Source organism: Terriglobales bacterium, from assembly GCA_035764005.1.
In the GTDB taxonomy this organism is placed as follows: Bacteria; Acidobacteriota; Terriglobia; order Terriglobales; family Acidobacteriaceae; genus Gp1-AA112.
The window spans coordinates 30,446-47,267 of record DASTZZ010000117.1 but is presented as its reverse complement, the minus strand read 5'-3'; the positions used below and the strand labels follow the sequence as shown (position 1 = coordinate 47,267).

Annotated in this window: 10 protein-coding genes; 7 read left to right on the top strand and 3 right to left on the bottom strand. The window is 57.9% G+C overall.

Annotated features, from left to right (window positions below; all coding sequences use genetic code 11):
• On the top strand, positions 1-470 hold a 470-nt coding region (locus VFU50_19930), incomplete at its 5' end, for an ACP S-malonyltransferase (GenBank protein ID HEU5235138.1).
• A gap of 93 nt (positions 471-563) precedes the next feature.
• Here the strand turns inward: VFU50_19930 and VFU50_19925 are convergent.
• From VFU50_19925 to VFU50_19915, 3 genes are all read right to left on the bottom strand, one after another.
• The gene (locus tag VFU50_19925; GenBank protein ID HEU5235137.1) at positions 564-1,292 is read right to left on the bottom strand and encodes a hypothetical protein; all 729 of its coding nucleotides are present in this window, start codon (positions 1,290-1,292) and stop codon (positions 564-566) included.
• Entirely contained in the window at positions 1,289-3,169 is a 1,881-nt protein-coding gene (locus VFU50_19920; protein HEU5235136.1) for a S8 family peptidase, read from the bottom strand. Before VFU50_19920 ends, VFU50_19925 begins: the two co-directional genes overlap by 4 nt.
• A 110-nt stretch (positions 3,170-3,279) precedes the next feature.
• Positions 3,280-3,408, bottom strand: a complete 129-nt coding sequence (locus tag VFU50_19915) for a hypothetical protein (GenBank protein ID HEU5235135.1) — start codon at positions 3,406-3,408, stop codon at positions 3,280-3,282.
• A 796-nt stretch (positions 3,409-4,204) separates the two neighbouring features.
• On the opposite strand from VFU50_19915, the gene VFU50_19910 reads away from it, so the two are divergent.
• From VFU50_19910 to VFU50_19885, 6 genes are all read left to right on the top strand, one after another.
• A complete protein-coding gene (locus tag VFU50_19910) occupies positions 4,205-5,458 on the top strand; it encodes an HlyD family efflux transporter periplasmic adaptor subunit (GenBank protein ID HEU5235134.1) in 1,254 nt (417 codons plus the stop codon).
• Positions 5,459-5,661: 203 nt separating this feature from the next.
• A complete protein-coding gene (locus VFU50_19905; GenBank protein ID HEU5235133.1) occupies positions 5,662-6,366 on the top strand; it encodes an ABC transporter ATP-binding protein in 705 nt (234 codons plus the stop codon).
• 142 nt (positions 6,367-6,508) lie between these two features.
• Positions 6,509-8,947 (top strand): ABC transporter permease, encoded by a 2,439-nt coding sequence (locus VFU50_19900; protein ID HEU5235132.1) that lies wholly within the window; start codon positions 6,509-6,511, stop codon positions 8,945-8,947.
• Between the two features lie 149 nt (positions 8,948-9,096).
• Complete coding sequence (locus tag VFU50_19895; GenBank protein HEU5235131.1) at positions 9,097-11,550, top strand: ABC transporter permease; 2,454 nt, start codon at positions 9,097-9,099, stop codon at positions 11,548-11,550.
• Between the two features lie 148 nt (positions 11,551-11,698).
• Positions 11,699-14,167: an ABC transporter permease gene (locus tag VFU50_19890; protein ID HEU5235130.1), complete on the top strand. Its 2,469-nt coding sequence runs from the start codon at positions 11,699-11,701 to the stop codon at positions 14,165-14,167.
• Between the two features lie 73 nt (positions 14,168-14,240).
• Positions 14,241-16,757 (top strand): ABC transporter permease, encoded by a 2,517-nt coding sequence (locus tag VFU50_19885; GenBank protein ID HEU5235129.1) that lies wholly within the window; start codon positions 14,241-14,243, stop codon positions 16,755-16,757.
• Positions 16,758-16,822 lie beyond the last annotated feature (65 nt).

Below are 16,822 nucleotides of genomic sequence, written 5' to 3'. Positions count from 1 at the left end.
CGCCGGCGAATATCAACTCTCCAGATCAGATTGTGATTTCCGGCAGCAAAGCTGCGGTGGAGCGCGCGGCAGAATTGGCGAAACAAAAAGGCGCCAAGCGCGCCGTGATGCTGCCGGTCAGCGCTCCCTTCCATTGCTCGCTCATGCAACCGGCGCAGGACCGGCTTGCCCAGGATCTTCGCAATCTGCACTTCGGGACGCCAGCCGTTCCCGTCGCCACAAACGTCGATGCAAAGTTTGTGAAGGGTGGCGATGTGGCTCGCGACGCTCTTATCCGTCAGGTGACTGGAGCCGTGCAGTGGGTGCGCTCCATCCAGCTTCTTATTGGGAGCGGTGTGGAACGCTTCGTGGAAGTGGGGCCAGGGAAGGTGCTAACCGGACTCCTGCGTCAGATCGACAGATCGAAGACGGGACTGAACGTGGACAATGAAGAGTCCTCGCAGAAAACAATCGCTGCTCTGGCTAACTAGGCTGCGTGCTCCTGAAGCAAATAAAAAACCGGCTGCGCCTCCCCCAAAAAGGCACAGCCGGTACAAGCAACCGAGAATGAAACCGTCGAGAAGTTAGTCTCCCGTAGCTGTGGCTGCACGTGACGCAACCACCGCAGGAGCCGGAGCCGTCTCCTTAGCACCACTGAAGTAGTGCTTATAGGAGTGGAAGACTCCGAACATCACAGGCAGCACGAAGAGCGGAACCTGCCAGCCGATCTCCGCCGTAGCTGCGAGCACCAGTCCGGCGATTGCGGCGCTGGCGACGAAGTACGGGAACGAGAGCTGGAAGATGTGTCCCCACACCTTCAGGGCGTTCTTGGCTTCGGTGAGTGAAATTACGATCGCCACCGGCACAGTGTTGACCACGAAGAATCCAGCAGCGGCCAGCGCCAACAATAACGCATGTGACGGGACAGCGTTATTGAAGGGCGGGAAGCCGAAGATGAATCGTGTTGCGGCAACAGCCAGCGCCATATTGGCGAAGTTGAACACGGCCTGAACCGTGTTGAATTTTTGCGTTGCGTGCGGCAAGCACTGCACGAACGTCGAGAAGCAGGCAACTGCTAGCGCTTCCGACGAGCTCATCTCGGCCGCTGCGACCAGGATGAACGGCAGGTTTACCGACATGCGTCCTGTCAGACCCGGCAGCTTAACTTTCAGCCGCGCCGCCAAACACGCCACGATCAGGAATGAAGCAACGCGGACGTGATCAGCCGAGTGTGCATGCAGGACCGCTTCTACCAAAACTGCGAGTCCTGACAGGACGACTAGAGCGACGAAAATCTTAGCTGAGGTTTTCACAGCGTACCTCCCGTCGTGCTCGTAGTCGTGCTCGAATCGGGTGGATTGACTGTGTCGGAATCAGTGATCGTGCCACCTGAGTCCGTAGTATCGGCGTCGCTGGCGTCACCAGGATCGCCATCACTCAGAGCGTTAAGAGCATCGCTGAGCTGACCCCAAACCACGCTCTGGCCCCAAACCATGCTGCAGGCATCGGTGCCGTACTGTCCCCAGACTACCGAGTTGCCCCAGACCACAGCCGTGGCATCAACCGTAAACTGACCCCAAACAACTGAGTCAGCGAACAGCGGGCTTTGGCCCCACACCACGCTCTGTCCCCAAACGACCGAGGTGCCGTTGACCAGCGTCGCGGTCTTGGTGAGCGGGTTGAAGACTACCGTGGGCGAAGTCGCACCACCGTTGGCGACGCTGCTGTCACCCATAGCGGCTTGGATATCAAGATATCCAGAACCGATGGTGAAGGCGTCGTATTGCGATAGGTACGTATTGCCCCATACATCGCGTCCCCAGCTGTTGCCGCGGGCCGGATAGCCCTTCCACGCCGTCTTCATCAAACGCAACTTGATGGTGTCGGGCGTGATATTCGGATTGCTCTGGATCATCAGCGCAGCGCCACCGGCGACTACAGGCGTTGCCATGCTGGTTCCGCTCAACTGCAGATATTGCGGACCAGGCGAAGTTGCGCCGCAACTGGTTTGACCAGTGAATACATCGCAAAGCCACGAGAGCTGCGTCGGCTTAATGACCGCTGTCAAAGGAGCGATCTGGCTCAAGGTCGACCCAGGCGAAAGCAGAGAAGTGATCTTGTTGCCTGGAGCCATAATGTCCGGCTTCAGGATGTGGTCAAGCAACGAGGGACCCTTCGAGCTGTAGCTGGAGACGATGTCGTCAGTGCGCGTCCAGGTTCCCTGCGGGCTCATTGCGCCGACCGTAATCACGTTCGGATCATTGCCGGGCGCTTCGATGGTTGCATAGCCCTGCTCGCCGAAGCTGTTGTCACGACCCATATTGCCGGCCGCTACCACGACGACGATTCCCTGCTGCCAAGCGGCTTCCACTGCCTGGCAGAGAGGATCAAGCGTGTAGGACTCATACACCGGACGTCCGAGTGAGAGGTTGATCACGCGGATGTTGTACTGACCCTTCAACTGGATGGCGCGATTGATAGCCGCAATCACTTGGCTATCGGAGCCGACGCCATTGGCGTCGAGTACGCGCAGGTTGATGATGTTGGCGTTCGGCGCGACACCGAAGAAGCGGCCAGCCGAGTCGTGACCGTCTCCGGCCAGAATTCCGGCGACGTGTGTGCCGTGTCCGTATGCGTCGTTGGTGCTGGGATCTCCCGGCACGAAGCTTTCGCTGTACACGACGCGCGAAGACTTCATGTCCGCGGTCTGCAGATCATCGTGCTGATAGACACCACTATCGATGACCGCGATGCCGATTCCAGTTCCGTCAACGCCGAAGCTTTGGCGCGCCTGCTGGTCGTTAACTGGCTCAGGAGCGTCGTCCCAAGCCGACTTGTTCGGACGGTCGGGCGATACATACTTTACCCAACCCTTAGACAGCAGCTTCTCCAATTCGTCCACCGGGACATTGGCAGCTACTGCATTAATTCCGTTGAGATTTCGGTTGATACTGCGGGCGAATTGCTTGACCTGCCCTGGAGGGGTATTCGGCGCAAGCTGGACGATCACGCTGACTGTACCGTCCGCATTCACCGTAAACCCGTCGAGGTCCGGCGCAGCTTTCGGCCCGTACTTGCCCTTTCCTGGAGCTGCGAACGCTGCTGTCGCGAAAACTAGCAGCATCGCGGCGACCAGGTGCAAGCGCCAGAACTGGCCTACTGCACCTTTCGTTTTCGTATGCGGTTTCATTAGGGTTCTCTTTCTTAAACTCCCTGCAAATTTTGTGAAGCTCTGGGGAGGTTCACTTTCACTTGCTCCGCGCCATTCATCTCTTGCGCGGTTTATCGCAAAGTCCATGCTTAGGAGCCCCACACGGCGGAGGCAACCGTGCTAAGCACGTGCTTTACTTGAGGGGAGGAAAGGTTGAACCCAGCCATGACAGCCATCAGGCTGAGCACGAAGACGATGGTTTTGCTGCACTTGGACATAGTGGTGACTTAACCTCGCCGTCGTATAGTGCACGCCGGAAACCAGACCTGTGGAAATAGATAAGTGGCTTGTTTTCTATCGAGTGACAAAGATTGTCAGGCCACTTAATTGCGACACTTCGTCTGGCCGAACCGTGGGATCAATTGATTAAAGTCGATGTAAGTAGATGAAAATATGAATGTTATTGGGATTTGCGCCGAAAGAGACATTTTGTCTCAGTTTTTTGGCGCAATGAATGCGGCTATACGGTGACGGGATTGCTCCTCAGGGCAAGCTGGGAGGCCGCAAACCAGGCTTTTGGGTAAGGGCCCTTTACACTGTTCTTACCCTGATACCGGAAATTACAGGGTATTGTTCAGCGTAAAAAACAGCGTAACTCCAACGAACGCCCATGTTACATAATTCTGCCCAAAATGGGCAGGTCGAGTTGCCGAGCAGGGAAAGAACAGGGTAAACAACAGGGAATCACACGGATCCTGGCCCTCACTGTGGGTTTGGCTTTTTTTGGGCGCAGCAGGAAGGCTTTCTGAGACAACAACGTGGGTCTTTGAGCCGAGTTGAAGGGCCTCGTCTGGCCCTTGATAGGTTGGCTCCGGCAAGTCCGCCGACAGGATTTCACGGACGGACAGCTAAGTTTCGCAGCCCAACACCTCTGTTCATTTTCGGACATTTTCATTCAGGCGTGAACACAAGCCCCACCCGAAGGCTGCGAAATGCAGGAAATAAGGCAAAAGTTTTCAATTAGTTACAGAAGAAAACCTTTTGGCAGGCGAAGCGCACTAGTAGTGCGTAGTCATGGATATACAGAGATCAGCGAGTGTAGCGGCCGCGAAGCGCAAGCGCCGCATCATTCTTTCAGCATTAGCCATCATTTTTATCGCCGGCGTCACGTTAGGCTTGTCCCGGCTGAAGCCTGCCGCGCCCACCGTCGAGCGCTCCACCATCTGGACTGACACTGTCAAGCGCGGCCCCATGATCCGCCAAGTCCGCGGCCTCGGCACCCTGGTTCCCGTCGATATTCGCTCTATTTCGGCCCTCACGGACGCCACCGTCGAGCGTCGGCGCATTCTCCCTGGCACCCAGGTAAAAGCCGATACCATCATCATGGACCTGAGCGATCCGGTGACGGAACAGGCAGCTAAGGACGCCGAACTCCAGCTTAAAGCCGCCGAAGCCGACTACAAGAACCTGGAAGTAAAGGTCCAAAGCGACCTAATGACTCAGCGCTCCAATGCCGCGACCGTGAGTGCTGATTACAGCGATGCCAAAACTAAAGCGCGAATCGACTCTCAACTGGCCAAGTTAGGCGTGATTTCCGGTCAGGCACTGGAGAGTTCCGAAGGCCATGCCCAGGAGCTGGCTACAAGAAATCAAATTGAAGAAGAAAGAGTTGCTATCAATACCAAGTCTGTCGCGTCTCAATTGGCAGTGCAACAGGCGAAGATCGACGAACTGAGAGCCCTTTACGAGCTGAAGAAGAAGCAGCTCGACGCGCTGCATGTCCGCGCCGGTATCGATGGCGTGCTCACGGAAGTTCCCGTAGTTGAAGGACAGCGCGTCACCGCAGGCACGAACATTGCGAAAGTAGTCGATCCTACCCATTTGAAAGCGGAATTGAAGATCGCTGAGACGCAATCGAAGGACATCACCTTCGGCCAGCCCGCATCGATCGATACGCACAACGGACTGATTGACGGTACGGTCATGCGCATCGACCCGGCGGTGATCAACGGAACGGTTACAGTCGACGTAAAACTCGACGGCCACGCACCGGGCGAGCGTCCCGACCTGAGCGTCGATGGGACCATCGATCTCGATCGCCTCGCGAATGTCGAGTACGTAGGACGTCCGGCCTTCGGCCAGGAAAACAGCACCGTAAGCATGTTCAAGCTCGATCCTGACGGCAAAGGCGCAACGCGCGTGACCGTGAAGTTAGGACGCAGCTCAGTAAATGCAGTAGAAATTCTCGGCGGACTGAACGAGGGCGATCAGGTAATCCTCTCCGACATGTCGCGCTGGGACAACGTAGATCGAATCAGGTTGGAGTAGCTTCGAAGCCGCGAAGCCACGGAGCTTCGAAGCTTGAGTATTTCAGGCCTGTAACTTTGTTTACGTATTTGAGTATTCAAAGTTCTAGCAAAGTTTCTGAAAACGACCGCAAGTCACTTTTCGGCAAGACGCGGTCGAACGGCAAAAAACAAGCTTCGAAGCTTCGCGGCTCCGTGGCTTCGCAGCTCACCCGAGGAGAATACATGGCAACACCGAACGGCCGTCCGCTGATCACGCTGGAGAACGTCACCAAGATCTTCTACACCGACGAAGTTGAAACCCACGCGCTCTCTGGCATTCACCTCGAGATCCGCGAAGGCGAGTATGTCTCGATGGCCGGCCCTTCGGGCTGCGGCAAGTCGACGCTGCTGTCGATTATCGGCCTCCTCGACACGCCGACTGACGGCACCTACATCCTGAACAGCAAGCCGGTGCAGAGCCTCGACTTCGCCGACCGCGCGCGCATCCGCAATCAGGAGATTGGCTTCATCTTCCAAAGCTTCAACCTGATCGGCGATCTCACCGTCTATGAGAACGTCGAGCTGCCGCTCACCTATCGCAAGATGGGCGGCGCCGAGCGCAAGGAGCGCGTCCACGGTGCTCTCGAAAAGGTCGGGATGTCGCACCGCATGCGCCACTATCCTTCACAGCTCTCCGGCGGTCAGCAACAGCGTGTCGCTGTAGCTCGCGCGTTGGCAGGTAAGCCGTCGATCCTGCTGGCGGACGAGCCAACCGGAAACCTCGATTCCCGAAATGGTGAAGCGGTGATGGAACTTCTGCAACAGCTGCACCGCGAAGGCGCAACCATCTGCATGGTGACGCACGATGAGCGCTTCGCCCGCCACGCCGAGCGCACGATTCACCTCTTCGACGGCAAGGTAGTCGAAGAAAGCGTCACTGCGGTCTAAGCGGTTTTCCTGTCATTCCGAACGAAGTGAGGAATCCCTACGGTCGGAGTGTGTCTAGGGTTTGCGAGTTCGTCGCCTTCGCAGGGGCGTCGAGCTGGACGTAGTAGGGATTCCTCGCTGCGCTCGGAATGACACCAACGAAATGGAAACGGTCTTCCAAGACATCCGCTACGCCGTTCGCCAGCTTGCCAAGTACCCAGGCTTCAGCGCCGTTGCAATCCTGACACTCGCTCTCGGCGTTGGCGCTAACACCGCCGTCTTCAGCGTGATTCATGCGCTGCTTCTGCGCCCGCTGCCATACCCCGATGCTGACCAGCTTGTGCGCATCTACGACGCCAACCGCGAGAGCGGTGAGCTTCACGGCGTTTTCTCTCCGCAGGATGTCGATGATCTGAAGCAATCGCAAACTGTCTTTGAGAGCTTTGCTTCGTTTGCGTTCTTTCCCGGCAACTCCGGCGGAACGTTACTCGATGTAGGAGAACCGCACTATCTCTCCACTGCTTACGTCTCCGGTGACTTCTTCTCAACTCTGCAGATGAGTGCCGAATTGGGACGCACACTGCAGCCGAGCGACGATGTAAAAGGCCAAAACGCCCAACTCGTGCTGTCTTATGGGCTGTGGGAGCGCCAGTTCGGGAAAGATCCGAACATCGTCGGCAGAAAAGTCACGGCTGACCGGATCACGTCGAACCGCATGACCTACACGATTGTCGGCGTAATGCCGCCATCGTTCGACTATCCGTCGCCGCAAGTCGAAGCCTGGGCTCCAATTTCGCTCGAAACCGACGATATGGTCCCACACCGCCGCGGCATTCGCTGGATGAACGTCATTGGCAGGCTGAAGCCGGGCGTCACAGTTCAGCAAGCCCACAATGAAACTTCGCTGAAGCTGAAGCAGCTTGAAACGGCTTACCCGGTCACGAACAGCGGGTGGGGATCGTCGACGGTAGTCTCTCTGCGCGATTCGATCGTAGGCAGCGTCCGCCCGGCTCTGCTCATTCTGTTCGGAGCCGTCGCGCTGGTTCTGCTGATCGCTTGCGCCAACATCGCGAATCTCCTCCTGGCGCGCGGCACGTCACGCACCCGCGAGATCGCCGTGCGCAGTGCCTTCGGCGCTGAGCGTGTACGACTCGTGCGCCAGTTGCTGACCGAAAGCCTGCTCCTCGCTCTCCTCGGCAGCGCCGCCGGATTGCTTCTGGGATACGGAATGCTGCAGGTGCTCGTGGCCATGAGCGCGGGCACGATTCCGCACGCGAATCAAGTCAGCATCAATCCGGTGGTCATTGCCTTTGCAGTTGCTGCGGCATTGATCATCTGGCCGATCTTCGGACTGATGCCGGCATGGCGTTCATCTTCGGTGAACATCGTCGACGCCCTGAAAGAAGGCGCTCGGGGTTCGAGCTCCGGACGCCAGCACAAAGGCATGCGCGAGCTGCTCGTGATAGGCGAGACCGCTTTGGCAGCCATGCTGCTGGTCGCCTCCGGCCTTTTGCTGAACAGCCTCTATCACCTGGTCAACGTCGATCCCGGATTCAACTCTGATCGGGTGTTGCGAGTTCATCTCACAGTTCCCACGGGACTCTCGCGGAAGGATCGAGCCGACATTCAATACCGCAACAACATGCTCGATCGAGTCGCCGAAGTTCCCGGGGTAGTTGCCGTGGGCGGCAGCAAGACTGTTCCGCTAAACGGTGGAGGCGAGCCATATGAGTTCGATCTCGCGCCATTCAAGGATCGCGGATCGATTCGTCCTGGCGCGGGCGTGTTCATTGTCACGCCCGGATATTTCGAGGCGCTGCAGGTTCCGATTCGCGCCGGACGGGCATTTTCCAGGCAAGACGAAACCCGCCAGGACTGCCAGTTGATGGTGAATGAGAGTCTGCAGAAGAAAGTCTGGGGATCGGAGAGCGCGCTCGACAAGATTTTGTACCTCGGCACCACGCCATGCCAGGTGATCGGAGTAGCCGCCGACGTGCACAACGAAGGTCTCGCCAATCAGGCGCGCGACACTGTCTACGTCCCCGAACGCATCTCGCCGCGCAGCAGCCTGAACCTGTTTATTCGCACCAATGAAGACCCGCTAACGCTGATTCCGACGATCCGCCAGGCGATCTGGTCCGTCGATAAAGAGCAAGCCGTATCCGACATCGCGACGATGCAGCAGTTGATGCAAGACAACATCGCGCAGCCGCGCTTCTTCACTGTGCTGCTCAGCGTCTTCGGCGCACTCGCAGTCCTGCTCGCTGCGATCGGCGCGTACGGAGTGATCTCATACTCCGTTCGCGAGCGCACACAGGAATTCGGAATCCGCATTGCGCTAGGTGCAGATCGGGCAGAAGTTCTCGGGTTGGTGATTCGCCAGGCAATGGCGCTGGTGGCAATTGGACTCGGTATCGGGCTTGTAGCAGCGCTCGCCAGCACACGAGCACTGAGCAGCCTGCTGTTCGGTGTGAAGCCGCTCGACGTGCCCACGTTCGCCGCAGCAGCGATCGTGCTCATGCTCGTTGCGCTGCTAGCTGCGTATCTGCCGGCCCGAAGCGCGATGAAGGTCGATCCGCTGGTTGCGCTGAGGTACGAGTGAGATCTGTTTTCTGTCATTCCGAACGAAGTGAGGAATCCCTACGGACTGAGGGAATTCTCTGTCCATGGCGAAAAGTAGGGATTTCTCTCTCCGCCTCTCCCAAACACCGGGAGAGGCTCCGCTCGGAATGACATACAAGGAAAACAACAATGGATCAATTCCTCCAAGACATCGCCTACAGCTTCCGCACGCTGCTGAAGACGCCGGGTTTCACTGTTATCGCGGTGCTATCTATCGCGCTCGGTATTGGCGCGAATAGCGCGATCTTCAGTTTGGCCGACGCGCTGCTTTTGCGTCCGTTGCCGGTCTATCAGCCAGGCTCGGTGCTTACCATCAGCACCGATCTTGATGCGGAGACGATGGGCGGAGTTTCGTATCCCGACTATCGCGACTTTCGCGACAAGGCTCGTTCTTTCGACGGCATGGCGGCATTCGATTTCACCGGCGTCAGCGTAGCCAAATCAACCAGGGACGATGCTCATCTACGTGGCGCGCTGCTGGTGAGCGACAACTTTTTCCAGGTACTCGGAGTTCAGCCGACGCTGGGCCGTGGTTTTCTGCCGGAGGAAGGCGCTGTTTCCGGACAGCATCCGGTCGCGGTGCTTGCATATGACTTCTGGCGCACCGAGTTCGGCGCCGATCCCTCTATTCTCGGGCGCACAGTGCGCATCAACGGTTTCGATTTCAACGTTGTCGGGATCGCTCCTGAGAGCTTCACCGGAGTTGACCAGTATGTTCGTCCCAATCTGTACATTCCGGCGGCGATGTCACAGCGCTTGACTGCCAGCCCCGACAATCGAATCGAGGATCGCAGCAATCACGGCTTCAGCGTAAAGGGCCGCCTTAAACCTGGCGTCAGTCTCGAACAGGCGCAGACGGAGCTCACGAGCATATGGAAAGGGCTGGAGCCGCTGCATACCGCGACTGATCGCGGTCGCATCGTCAGACTCCGGACAGAACTTCAGGCGCGCGTGGTGCAGGACACGGAAGATGCCCGTCTCGTCGCGCTCCTGCTGGCACTAGTGGGAGTAGTCCTGATCATTGCCTGCGCAAACGTCGCGAACCTCCTGCTCGGTCGCGCTCGCGGACGCACCCGCGAAATCGCAATCCGCACGGCTCTGGGCGTGACTCGCGCAAGACTTGTTCGCCAACTGCTCACGGAAAGTCTGCTGCTGGCTTTTATCGGAGCGATCGTAGGCCTCGGCTTTGCTTACGCCGCCATTCGCGTCTTCCAGACGCTTCAGATACCGACGGATCTTCCGATCAGCATCACTCCACAGCTGGATACTCGCGTACTGCTCTTCGCTTTGCTTTGCGCGATTGTCAGCGCGATCGTCTTTGGTCTCGCTCCAGCGTGGCAAAGCTCGAAGCCCGATTTGGTACCGGCACTGAAGAATGCCGAATCGGGTCAGCCGACGTTGCGCCGCCTCACCGGTCGTAATGCGCTGGTCATCGCGCAGATCGCCATGTCGATGATTCTCCTCGTAGCTGCAGGTATGCTCCTGGGTGGATTTCGCCACATACGTGTGGTGGATCCCGGGTTTCGCATCGACCACGTTTTGACGATGGGGTTCGATACTTCATTCGGTCGTTACACGCCGCAGCAGACCCACGATTTCTATTACAACCTTGTCGAGAAGGCTCAGGCGCTGCCAGGCGTCCGGGGAGTCGCTCTCGCCAGTTCGGTACCTCTCTCGTCGAATGTGAACATGGACAACTTTGCCCCTGAAGGGCACGTATTTCCCAAAGGCCAGGTGGCGACCGCCGTCTTCGACAGCGTTGTTGATGAGAACTACTTCGATGTCATGCAGACGCCGATTGTTCGAGGACGCGCATTCACCGCACTGGATAAAGAAGGCGCGCCCCTGGTGGCGATCGTGAACGAGCAGTTTGCCAAGACGTACTGGCCCGGCCAGGATGCGATCGGAAAGCGGTTGCGCCTTAACACCAAGAAGAATGAATGGATGCAGGTGGTTGGAGTCGCCAAAACGGGAAAGTATCTCTGGGGCGGCGAGCCGCCAACCTCGTTTGTTTATTTGCCGTTCGCGCAGAATCCCCGACAGTCGATGTCTGTATTTACATACACGTACGGCGACCCGGCTTCTTTAGCCGCGCCGTTGCGGGAAATGGTACACGCCCTCGACCCCGACCAGCCGGTGTTTAACGTGCGCACGATGCGTGACTTTTATCAGGTCCGCGCGATTGCCAACATACGTTTGGTGGTGGAGATGGTCGCGGTAATGGGAGGCGTGGGTCTGACGCTCTCCGTGATCGGTCTATACGGGCTCATCGCGTATTCGGTCGCGCGCCGCACCCGAGAAATCGGCATTCGTATGGCCATTGGAGCGCGCCGAAGCGATGTGCTCGGTATGGTGCTGCGCCAGGGACTCGCGCTATCTCTGGCCGGGATATGTATCGGAGGCCTCGTCAGCATAGCGGTGGCACGAATCTTGACTGCAGGATTCGTGGGGCTTGGCGATCCGAACGCGGCAACATTTTTCATTGTGCCGGTGCTGTTGTTCCTGGTGACGATGGCCTCGTGCTACGTGCCGGCGCTACGCGCGTCGCACGTGGATCCGATGGTGGCGCTGAGGTACGAGTAGGTTTTGCCTTTTTTTGTCATTCCGAACGAAGTGAGGAATCCCTACGGACTCGCAACCCCTTACGTGTCTGGTGAAAGTAGAGATTCCTCTCTCCGCCTCTCCCAAAATGCGGGAGAGGCTCCGCTCGGAATGACACATAGGAGACGACATGGACACTCTCTTCCAGGATCTTCGCTACGCACTGCGCTCTCTGCGCAATAGCCCCAGCTTCACCATTGTCGCGCTGCTTGCTCTCGCACTCGGCATCGGCGCGAACGCGGCGATGTTCACCATCGTCAACGCCGTCGTCCTGCGGCCGCTGCCGTATAAAGACTCCGGCCGGCTTGTCTACTTGATGGAAGCGTTCAAGCACCGCCCCGGAATGTCATTTTCTTATCCTGAGTTTCGGGATTATCACAATCAGAATCACGTCTTCGACAGCATGGCGGCGATTCAGGGCGAAGCCTTCATCCTGAGCGGTGGAAGCACGCCGCAGCATTTGCATGGCAGGAACGTAACCTCCGAATTTTTCGGCACGTTGGGAGTGAAGCCACTGCTTGGTCGCGACTTTGTGGCCTCCGATGACCAGGCCCAATCCGCCCCGACGGCAATCATCGGCTACGGTTTGTGGCAGCGGAGATTCGGCGGGGATCCGCAGATCGTCGGAAAAACGGTCACCATGAACGATCGGGATTACACGATCATCGGCGTTCTTCCGCAAGGCTTCACCTACCGTGACCAGGAATACGATGTGTTTGTTCCGCTGGGTCTCCACGCTGGTGAGGAGGACGCGCATCGTCGCAGCAGCCACGGCGGCATCTACTGCGTTGCCAGGCTGAAACCCGGAGTCAGCCTTAAGCAAGCTCAAGCTGATCTCGACGCCATAGCGGCGGCGCTCGAACAACAGTATCCGCAGTCGAACAAGAACGTCTCCGTCGCCGCACAACTACTGCAGGACCGCGTGGTGGGCGGCGCGCGTCCGGTGCTGCTGATGCTGTTCGGCGCGGTCGGCTTCGTTCTGCTGATTGCCTGCGCAAACATCGCGAATCTCTTGTTGACGCGCGCCAGTTTGCGCGAGCGGGAGTTGGCCATTCGCTCCGCGCTCGGTGCTGCACGTTCTCGGATCATTCGTCAGTTGCTTACGGAGAGCGTTCTCCTCGCCCTCATCGGAGGAGTAGGAGGAATTGCGCTTGCCATTGCGGGTGTGAAGTTCGTTGTCGCTTCCGCACCGGATGCGTTGCCGCGGGTGCAGGAGATTCATGTTGACGCTGCTGTGCTGCTCTTCACTCTGACAATCTCCGTCGTGACGGGAGTCCTGTTTGGAGTGCTGCCGGCGCTGCAAGCGAGCGCTCGGAGGTTTGCCGGGTCATTAAAAGAAGGAATCACCTCTTCCGCAGGAATGCGCAAGCAGCGGTTGCGGAGTGCTCTCGTAATCTCGGAAATTGCGCTGTCGCTAGCGGTGTTGGTAGGCGCTGGATTACTGATTCGCAGCTTCGTGCGCGTCCTTCATGTTGATCCGGGATTTGATTCACGCCAGGTGTTGACGGCAGAGATCGCGCTTCCGGAAAAGAAATATTCGACGCCGGAGCAAACGGAAGTCTTCTTTGACGAGGTCCTTCGCAACCTGCGCACCCAGCCGGGAGTGAAGACCGCGAGCGCCATTTGGCCGATGCCGCTAAGCGGCAATGAATGGGATACGGATTTCTTGCTCGAAGGCAAGCCTGTGCCGTCGGCCGGAGAAATCCCAAGCACGCGCATTTACCATGCCAGCCCAGGCTACTTCACAGCCATGGAAATTCCCATTTTGGAAGGGCGGCAGTTTTTGGAATCGGACAACGATTCGACACTTCCAGTGGCTCTGGTCAGCCGCGAGTTCGCGCGGCGGAACTTCGGCGGCATAGATCCTATCGGACGGAAGTTTCGAATTGGCGGGCCCCCAGAGCTGATGTCTGCTGACCTGAAGAAATCTCCGTGGTTAACGATTGTCGGCGTTGTTGGCGACGTGAAGCACGACAACCTCGAAGCAGCGACCCCGATGGAAATTTACGTTCCCTTCGCGCAGCACACAGGCAGGCACGCATTGAATTACCGCATGTTGATGTTGCGAAGCGCCGGCAGCGATCCGCTCTCGCTCACATCCATCGTACGCAGCGTAGTCATGCATGTAGATCCCGATCAGCCAATCGCTGGGACAGAGACTATGGATCAAATAGTCTCCGATTCGCTGGGATCGCGGCGAATTTCGATGTCACTGTTGATGACCTTCGCCGGCCTCGCTCTGATTCTGGCCGTAATCGGCATTTACGGAGTGATGTCGTACTCGGTCACACAGCGAACGCAGGAGATCGGAATTCGGATTGCGCTCGGCGCCGATCGCGAGCAGGTGATGCTGATGATTGCCAAACAGGCGTTCCGATTGATCGCTGTTGGCCTGGCGGTTGGGATCGTTTTGGCGGTCGGGCTCTCGTTTGGTTTGTCGCGTGTGTTGGCAGATCAACTGTTCGGAATTAAAGCAACCGATCCGGTGACGTTCATGGCGGTCGCGGCGACGCTCGCGTTCGTGGCCTTGCTGGCGAGTGGTGTGCCTGCCCGCAGAGCGACCAGGATCAATCCAGTGCAGGCGTTGAGACACGAGTGAAGGAATCGGGTGAGCGGGCCATCGGGTGATCGGGTGAAGTTGAGGCAACACCCGATGACCCGATGAGGAGCTTATGGAAACTCTTTTCCAGGACATCCGTTACGGATTTCGCATGCTGGCCAAGAGCCCGGCCTTCACTGCAGTTGCGGTGATCACTCTGGCCCTCGGCATCGGAGCGAACACCGCGATATTTACGTTCGTGAATGCGCTCTTGCTGAAATCGCTCCCAGTTAAGTCGCCGGAGCAATTGGTGATCGTCGGCGATCCTGCGCTGGTGAACGATCGCCAGAATGGCACGCCCGAGACAAACTATTTCTCTTATCCGCTATACCGAGAACTGCGCGATCACAACGATGTCTTCAGCGGTCTGCTCGCTGCGGGGACGCAGCACCACATCGAAGTTGATTCAAGCAGCGTGGGTGGTGCTTCCGACGAAGTAATTGCCGGACGACTGGTGAGCGGGAATTACTTTTCCGTGCTCGGCGTCGATGCCGGTGCCGGGCGTCTATTCACAACCGGCGACGACACTGCCGAGAATGCCAATCCCGTTGTGGTACTCGCCTACGGCTATTGGCAGCGAAAGTTTGCTCTTTCGCCGGCAATTATCGGTAAGGAGATTCGCCTGAATGGATATCCATTCACGGTTGTCGGCGTGACTCAGCCTGGCTTCAGAAGCGACGTGGTCGGCGATCAGATTGAGGCCTTCATCCCAATCACGATGCAGCAGGAGATCATCCGCGGAACCAAGCTGCTCAAGAACCCGAACGCATCGTGGCTCTCGGTGATCGGCAGACTCAAACCGGGAATAACCGTAGAACACGCAAAAGCGAATCTTACGGTTGTGCTGCAGCAGGCGTTGAAAGGCAGTTACGGTGCAAGCATCACGGAACAGGACCGCAAAGACATCGCCCAAGAAGGAATCAAAGTCGCAGCCGGAGGAGCAGGGCTGTCGGAATTTCGCGGCGATTACGAGACGCCTCTTCTCCTGTTGATGGGCATTGTTGGGCTAGTACTCCTGATTGCCTGTGTAAACGTCGCTAATCTTCTGCTGGCGCGAGCGACGGCGCGCAGCAAAGAGATCGCGGTGAGGCTGGCGTTGGGAGCAAGTCGAGGAAGGCTGTTGCGGCAGTTGCTGACCGAAAGCATTCTGCTCGCGCTGTGCGGCGGCGCCTGCGGCGCCACGCTTGCGATTTGGGGAGTGCGCCTGCTGGTAAAGGTGTTCGGCTCCGGCGACGCCGCCTCACTGCCGATGTCGCCAGATATCAGAGTGCTGGCGTTCACCTGCGCCGCGTGCATCCTGACCGGCATTCTGTTTGGACTTGTGCCTTCTTTACGCAGTCTCAAGGTGCAGGTCAGTCCCACGCTCAAAGATAGCTCTGCGGCATCGCAGGAGCCGCGCTCGCGTCTTGGCTGGGGAAAAGGATTGGTCGCCGGGCAGGTCGCGCTGTCGCTCCTTGTTCTTTTCGCCGCGAGCCTGCTGGTTCGCAGCCTGCAGAAGCTGCTCACCCAGGATCTCGGCTATGACAGCGGACACATCGTTGTCGCCTCGGTAAGCCCGTCCGCAGTTGGCTACGAAGGTGAACGTTTACGGCAGCTCGCAACCCAACTCGCCGATCGCCTGGCGACGATCCCAAGTGTGCGCGGCGTCAGCTATTCCCGTAATGGAATCCTCGGCGGAGGGGAGACCAACAATCAACTGACCGTTCCTGGCTTTACCTCAAATGAGCGCCAGGGCCGCGACGCAAACGAGGATGAGGTCGGCACTGACTATTTCGCGGTGATCGGCGTTCCGATCTTGCTCGGACGCGCAATCGGCCCTCAGGACACGCTGACTTCCACACGCGTCGCAGTGATCAACCAGGCGATGATGAAACACTTCTTCCATGGCGAGAATCCGCTGGGACGGCAGTTCGAGATCGATGATCCGAAAGAAAAAGGCAAGCCGTTCACGGTGATCGGCGTCTCGAAGAACACAAAGGATCATGGCTACTTCCTCCGTGAAGCGGTGCCGCCGCGCTTTTACTTCGCGTTTCAGCAGGACGCGACTCCCTTGCGGCTTATATATGAGCTCAGCACGCAGGGAGATCCAAATGCGGTGTTGGCGAGTGTGCGCAAAATGATCAAGGAGACCGCGCCAGATTTGCCACTAACTTCGCTGCACACCGTCCGTCAGAATTTGGAGCAGAACCTCGACAGCCAGATCGTTCTGGCGAGGCTCTCGACGTTCTTCGGTGGATTGGCGTTGCTGCTGGCGTGCGTCGGGCTTTACGGAATCATGTCGTACACGGTTGCCGGTCGGACACGAGAGATTGGCGTGCGCATCGCGTTGGGAGCCGCGCGGAATGACGTGCTCGAACTCGTTCTGCGTGAGGGCATGTGGCTGGTTGCCCTTGGTTTGGCGATAGGGATTCCAATATCGCTCGCCAGCGGCCGTTTGCTGCACAGCTTCCTCTTCGAGATGAGAAGTACCGATCCGATTTCGCTGCTGGTTGTGATCGGGCTGTTATCGCTGGTCGCTGCTGCTGCGGCGTTCGTGCCGGCGCGGCGAGCGACCAAGGTCGATCCCGTCGTGGCGCTGAGGTATGAATAAATTCGTCTTGTCATTCCGAGCGCAGCCCTGTCCCGTCTTTTGGGAGAGGCGGAGAGAGGAATGCT

Excerpts from the sequence above, each read along its gene's own strand:
- VFU50_19920 (HEU5235136.1), bottom strand. The coding sequence starts at position 3,169 with ATGAAACCGCATACGAAAACGAAAGGTGCAGTAGGCCAGTTCTGGCGC.
- VFU50_19915 (HEU5235135.1), bottom strand. The coding sequence starts at position 3,408 with ATGTCCAAGTGCAGCAAAACCATCGTCTTCGTGCTCAGCCTGATGGCT.
- VFU50_19910 (HEU5235134.1), top strand. The coding sequence starts at position 4,205 with ATGGATATACAGAGATCAGCGAGTGTAGCGGCCGCGAAGCGCAAGCGC.
- VFU50_19905 (HEU5235133.1), top strand. The coding sequence starts at position 5,662 with ATGGCAACACCGAACGGCCGTCCGCTGATCACGCTGGAGAACGTCACC.
- VFU50_19900 (HEU5235132.1), top strand. The coding sequence starts at position 6,509 with ATGGAAACGGTCTTCCAAGACATCCGCTACGCCGTTCGCCAGCTTGCC.
- VFU50_19895 (HEU5235131.1), top strand. The coding sequence starts at position 9,097 with ATGGATCAATTCCTCCAAGACATCGCCTACAGCTTCCGCACGCTGCTG.
- VFU50_19890 (HEU5235130.1), top strand. The coding sequence starts at position 11,699 with ATGGACACTCTCTTCCAGGATCTTCGCTACGCACTGCGCTCTCTGCGC.
- VFU50_19885 (HEU5235129.1), top strand. The coding sequence starts at position 14,241 with ATGGAAACTCTTTTCCAGGACATCCGTTACGGATTTCGCATGCTGGCC.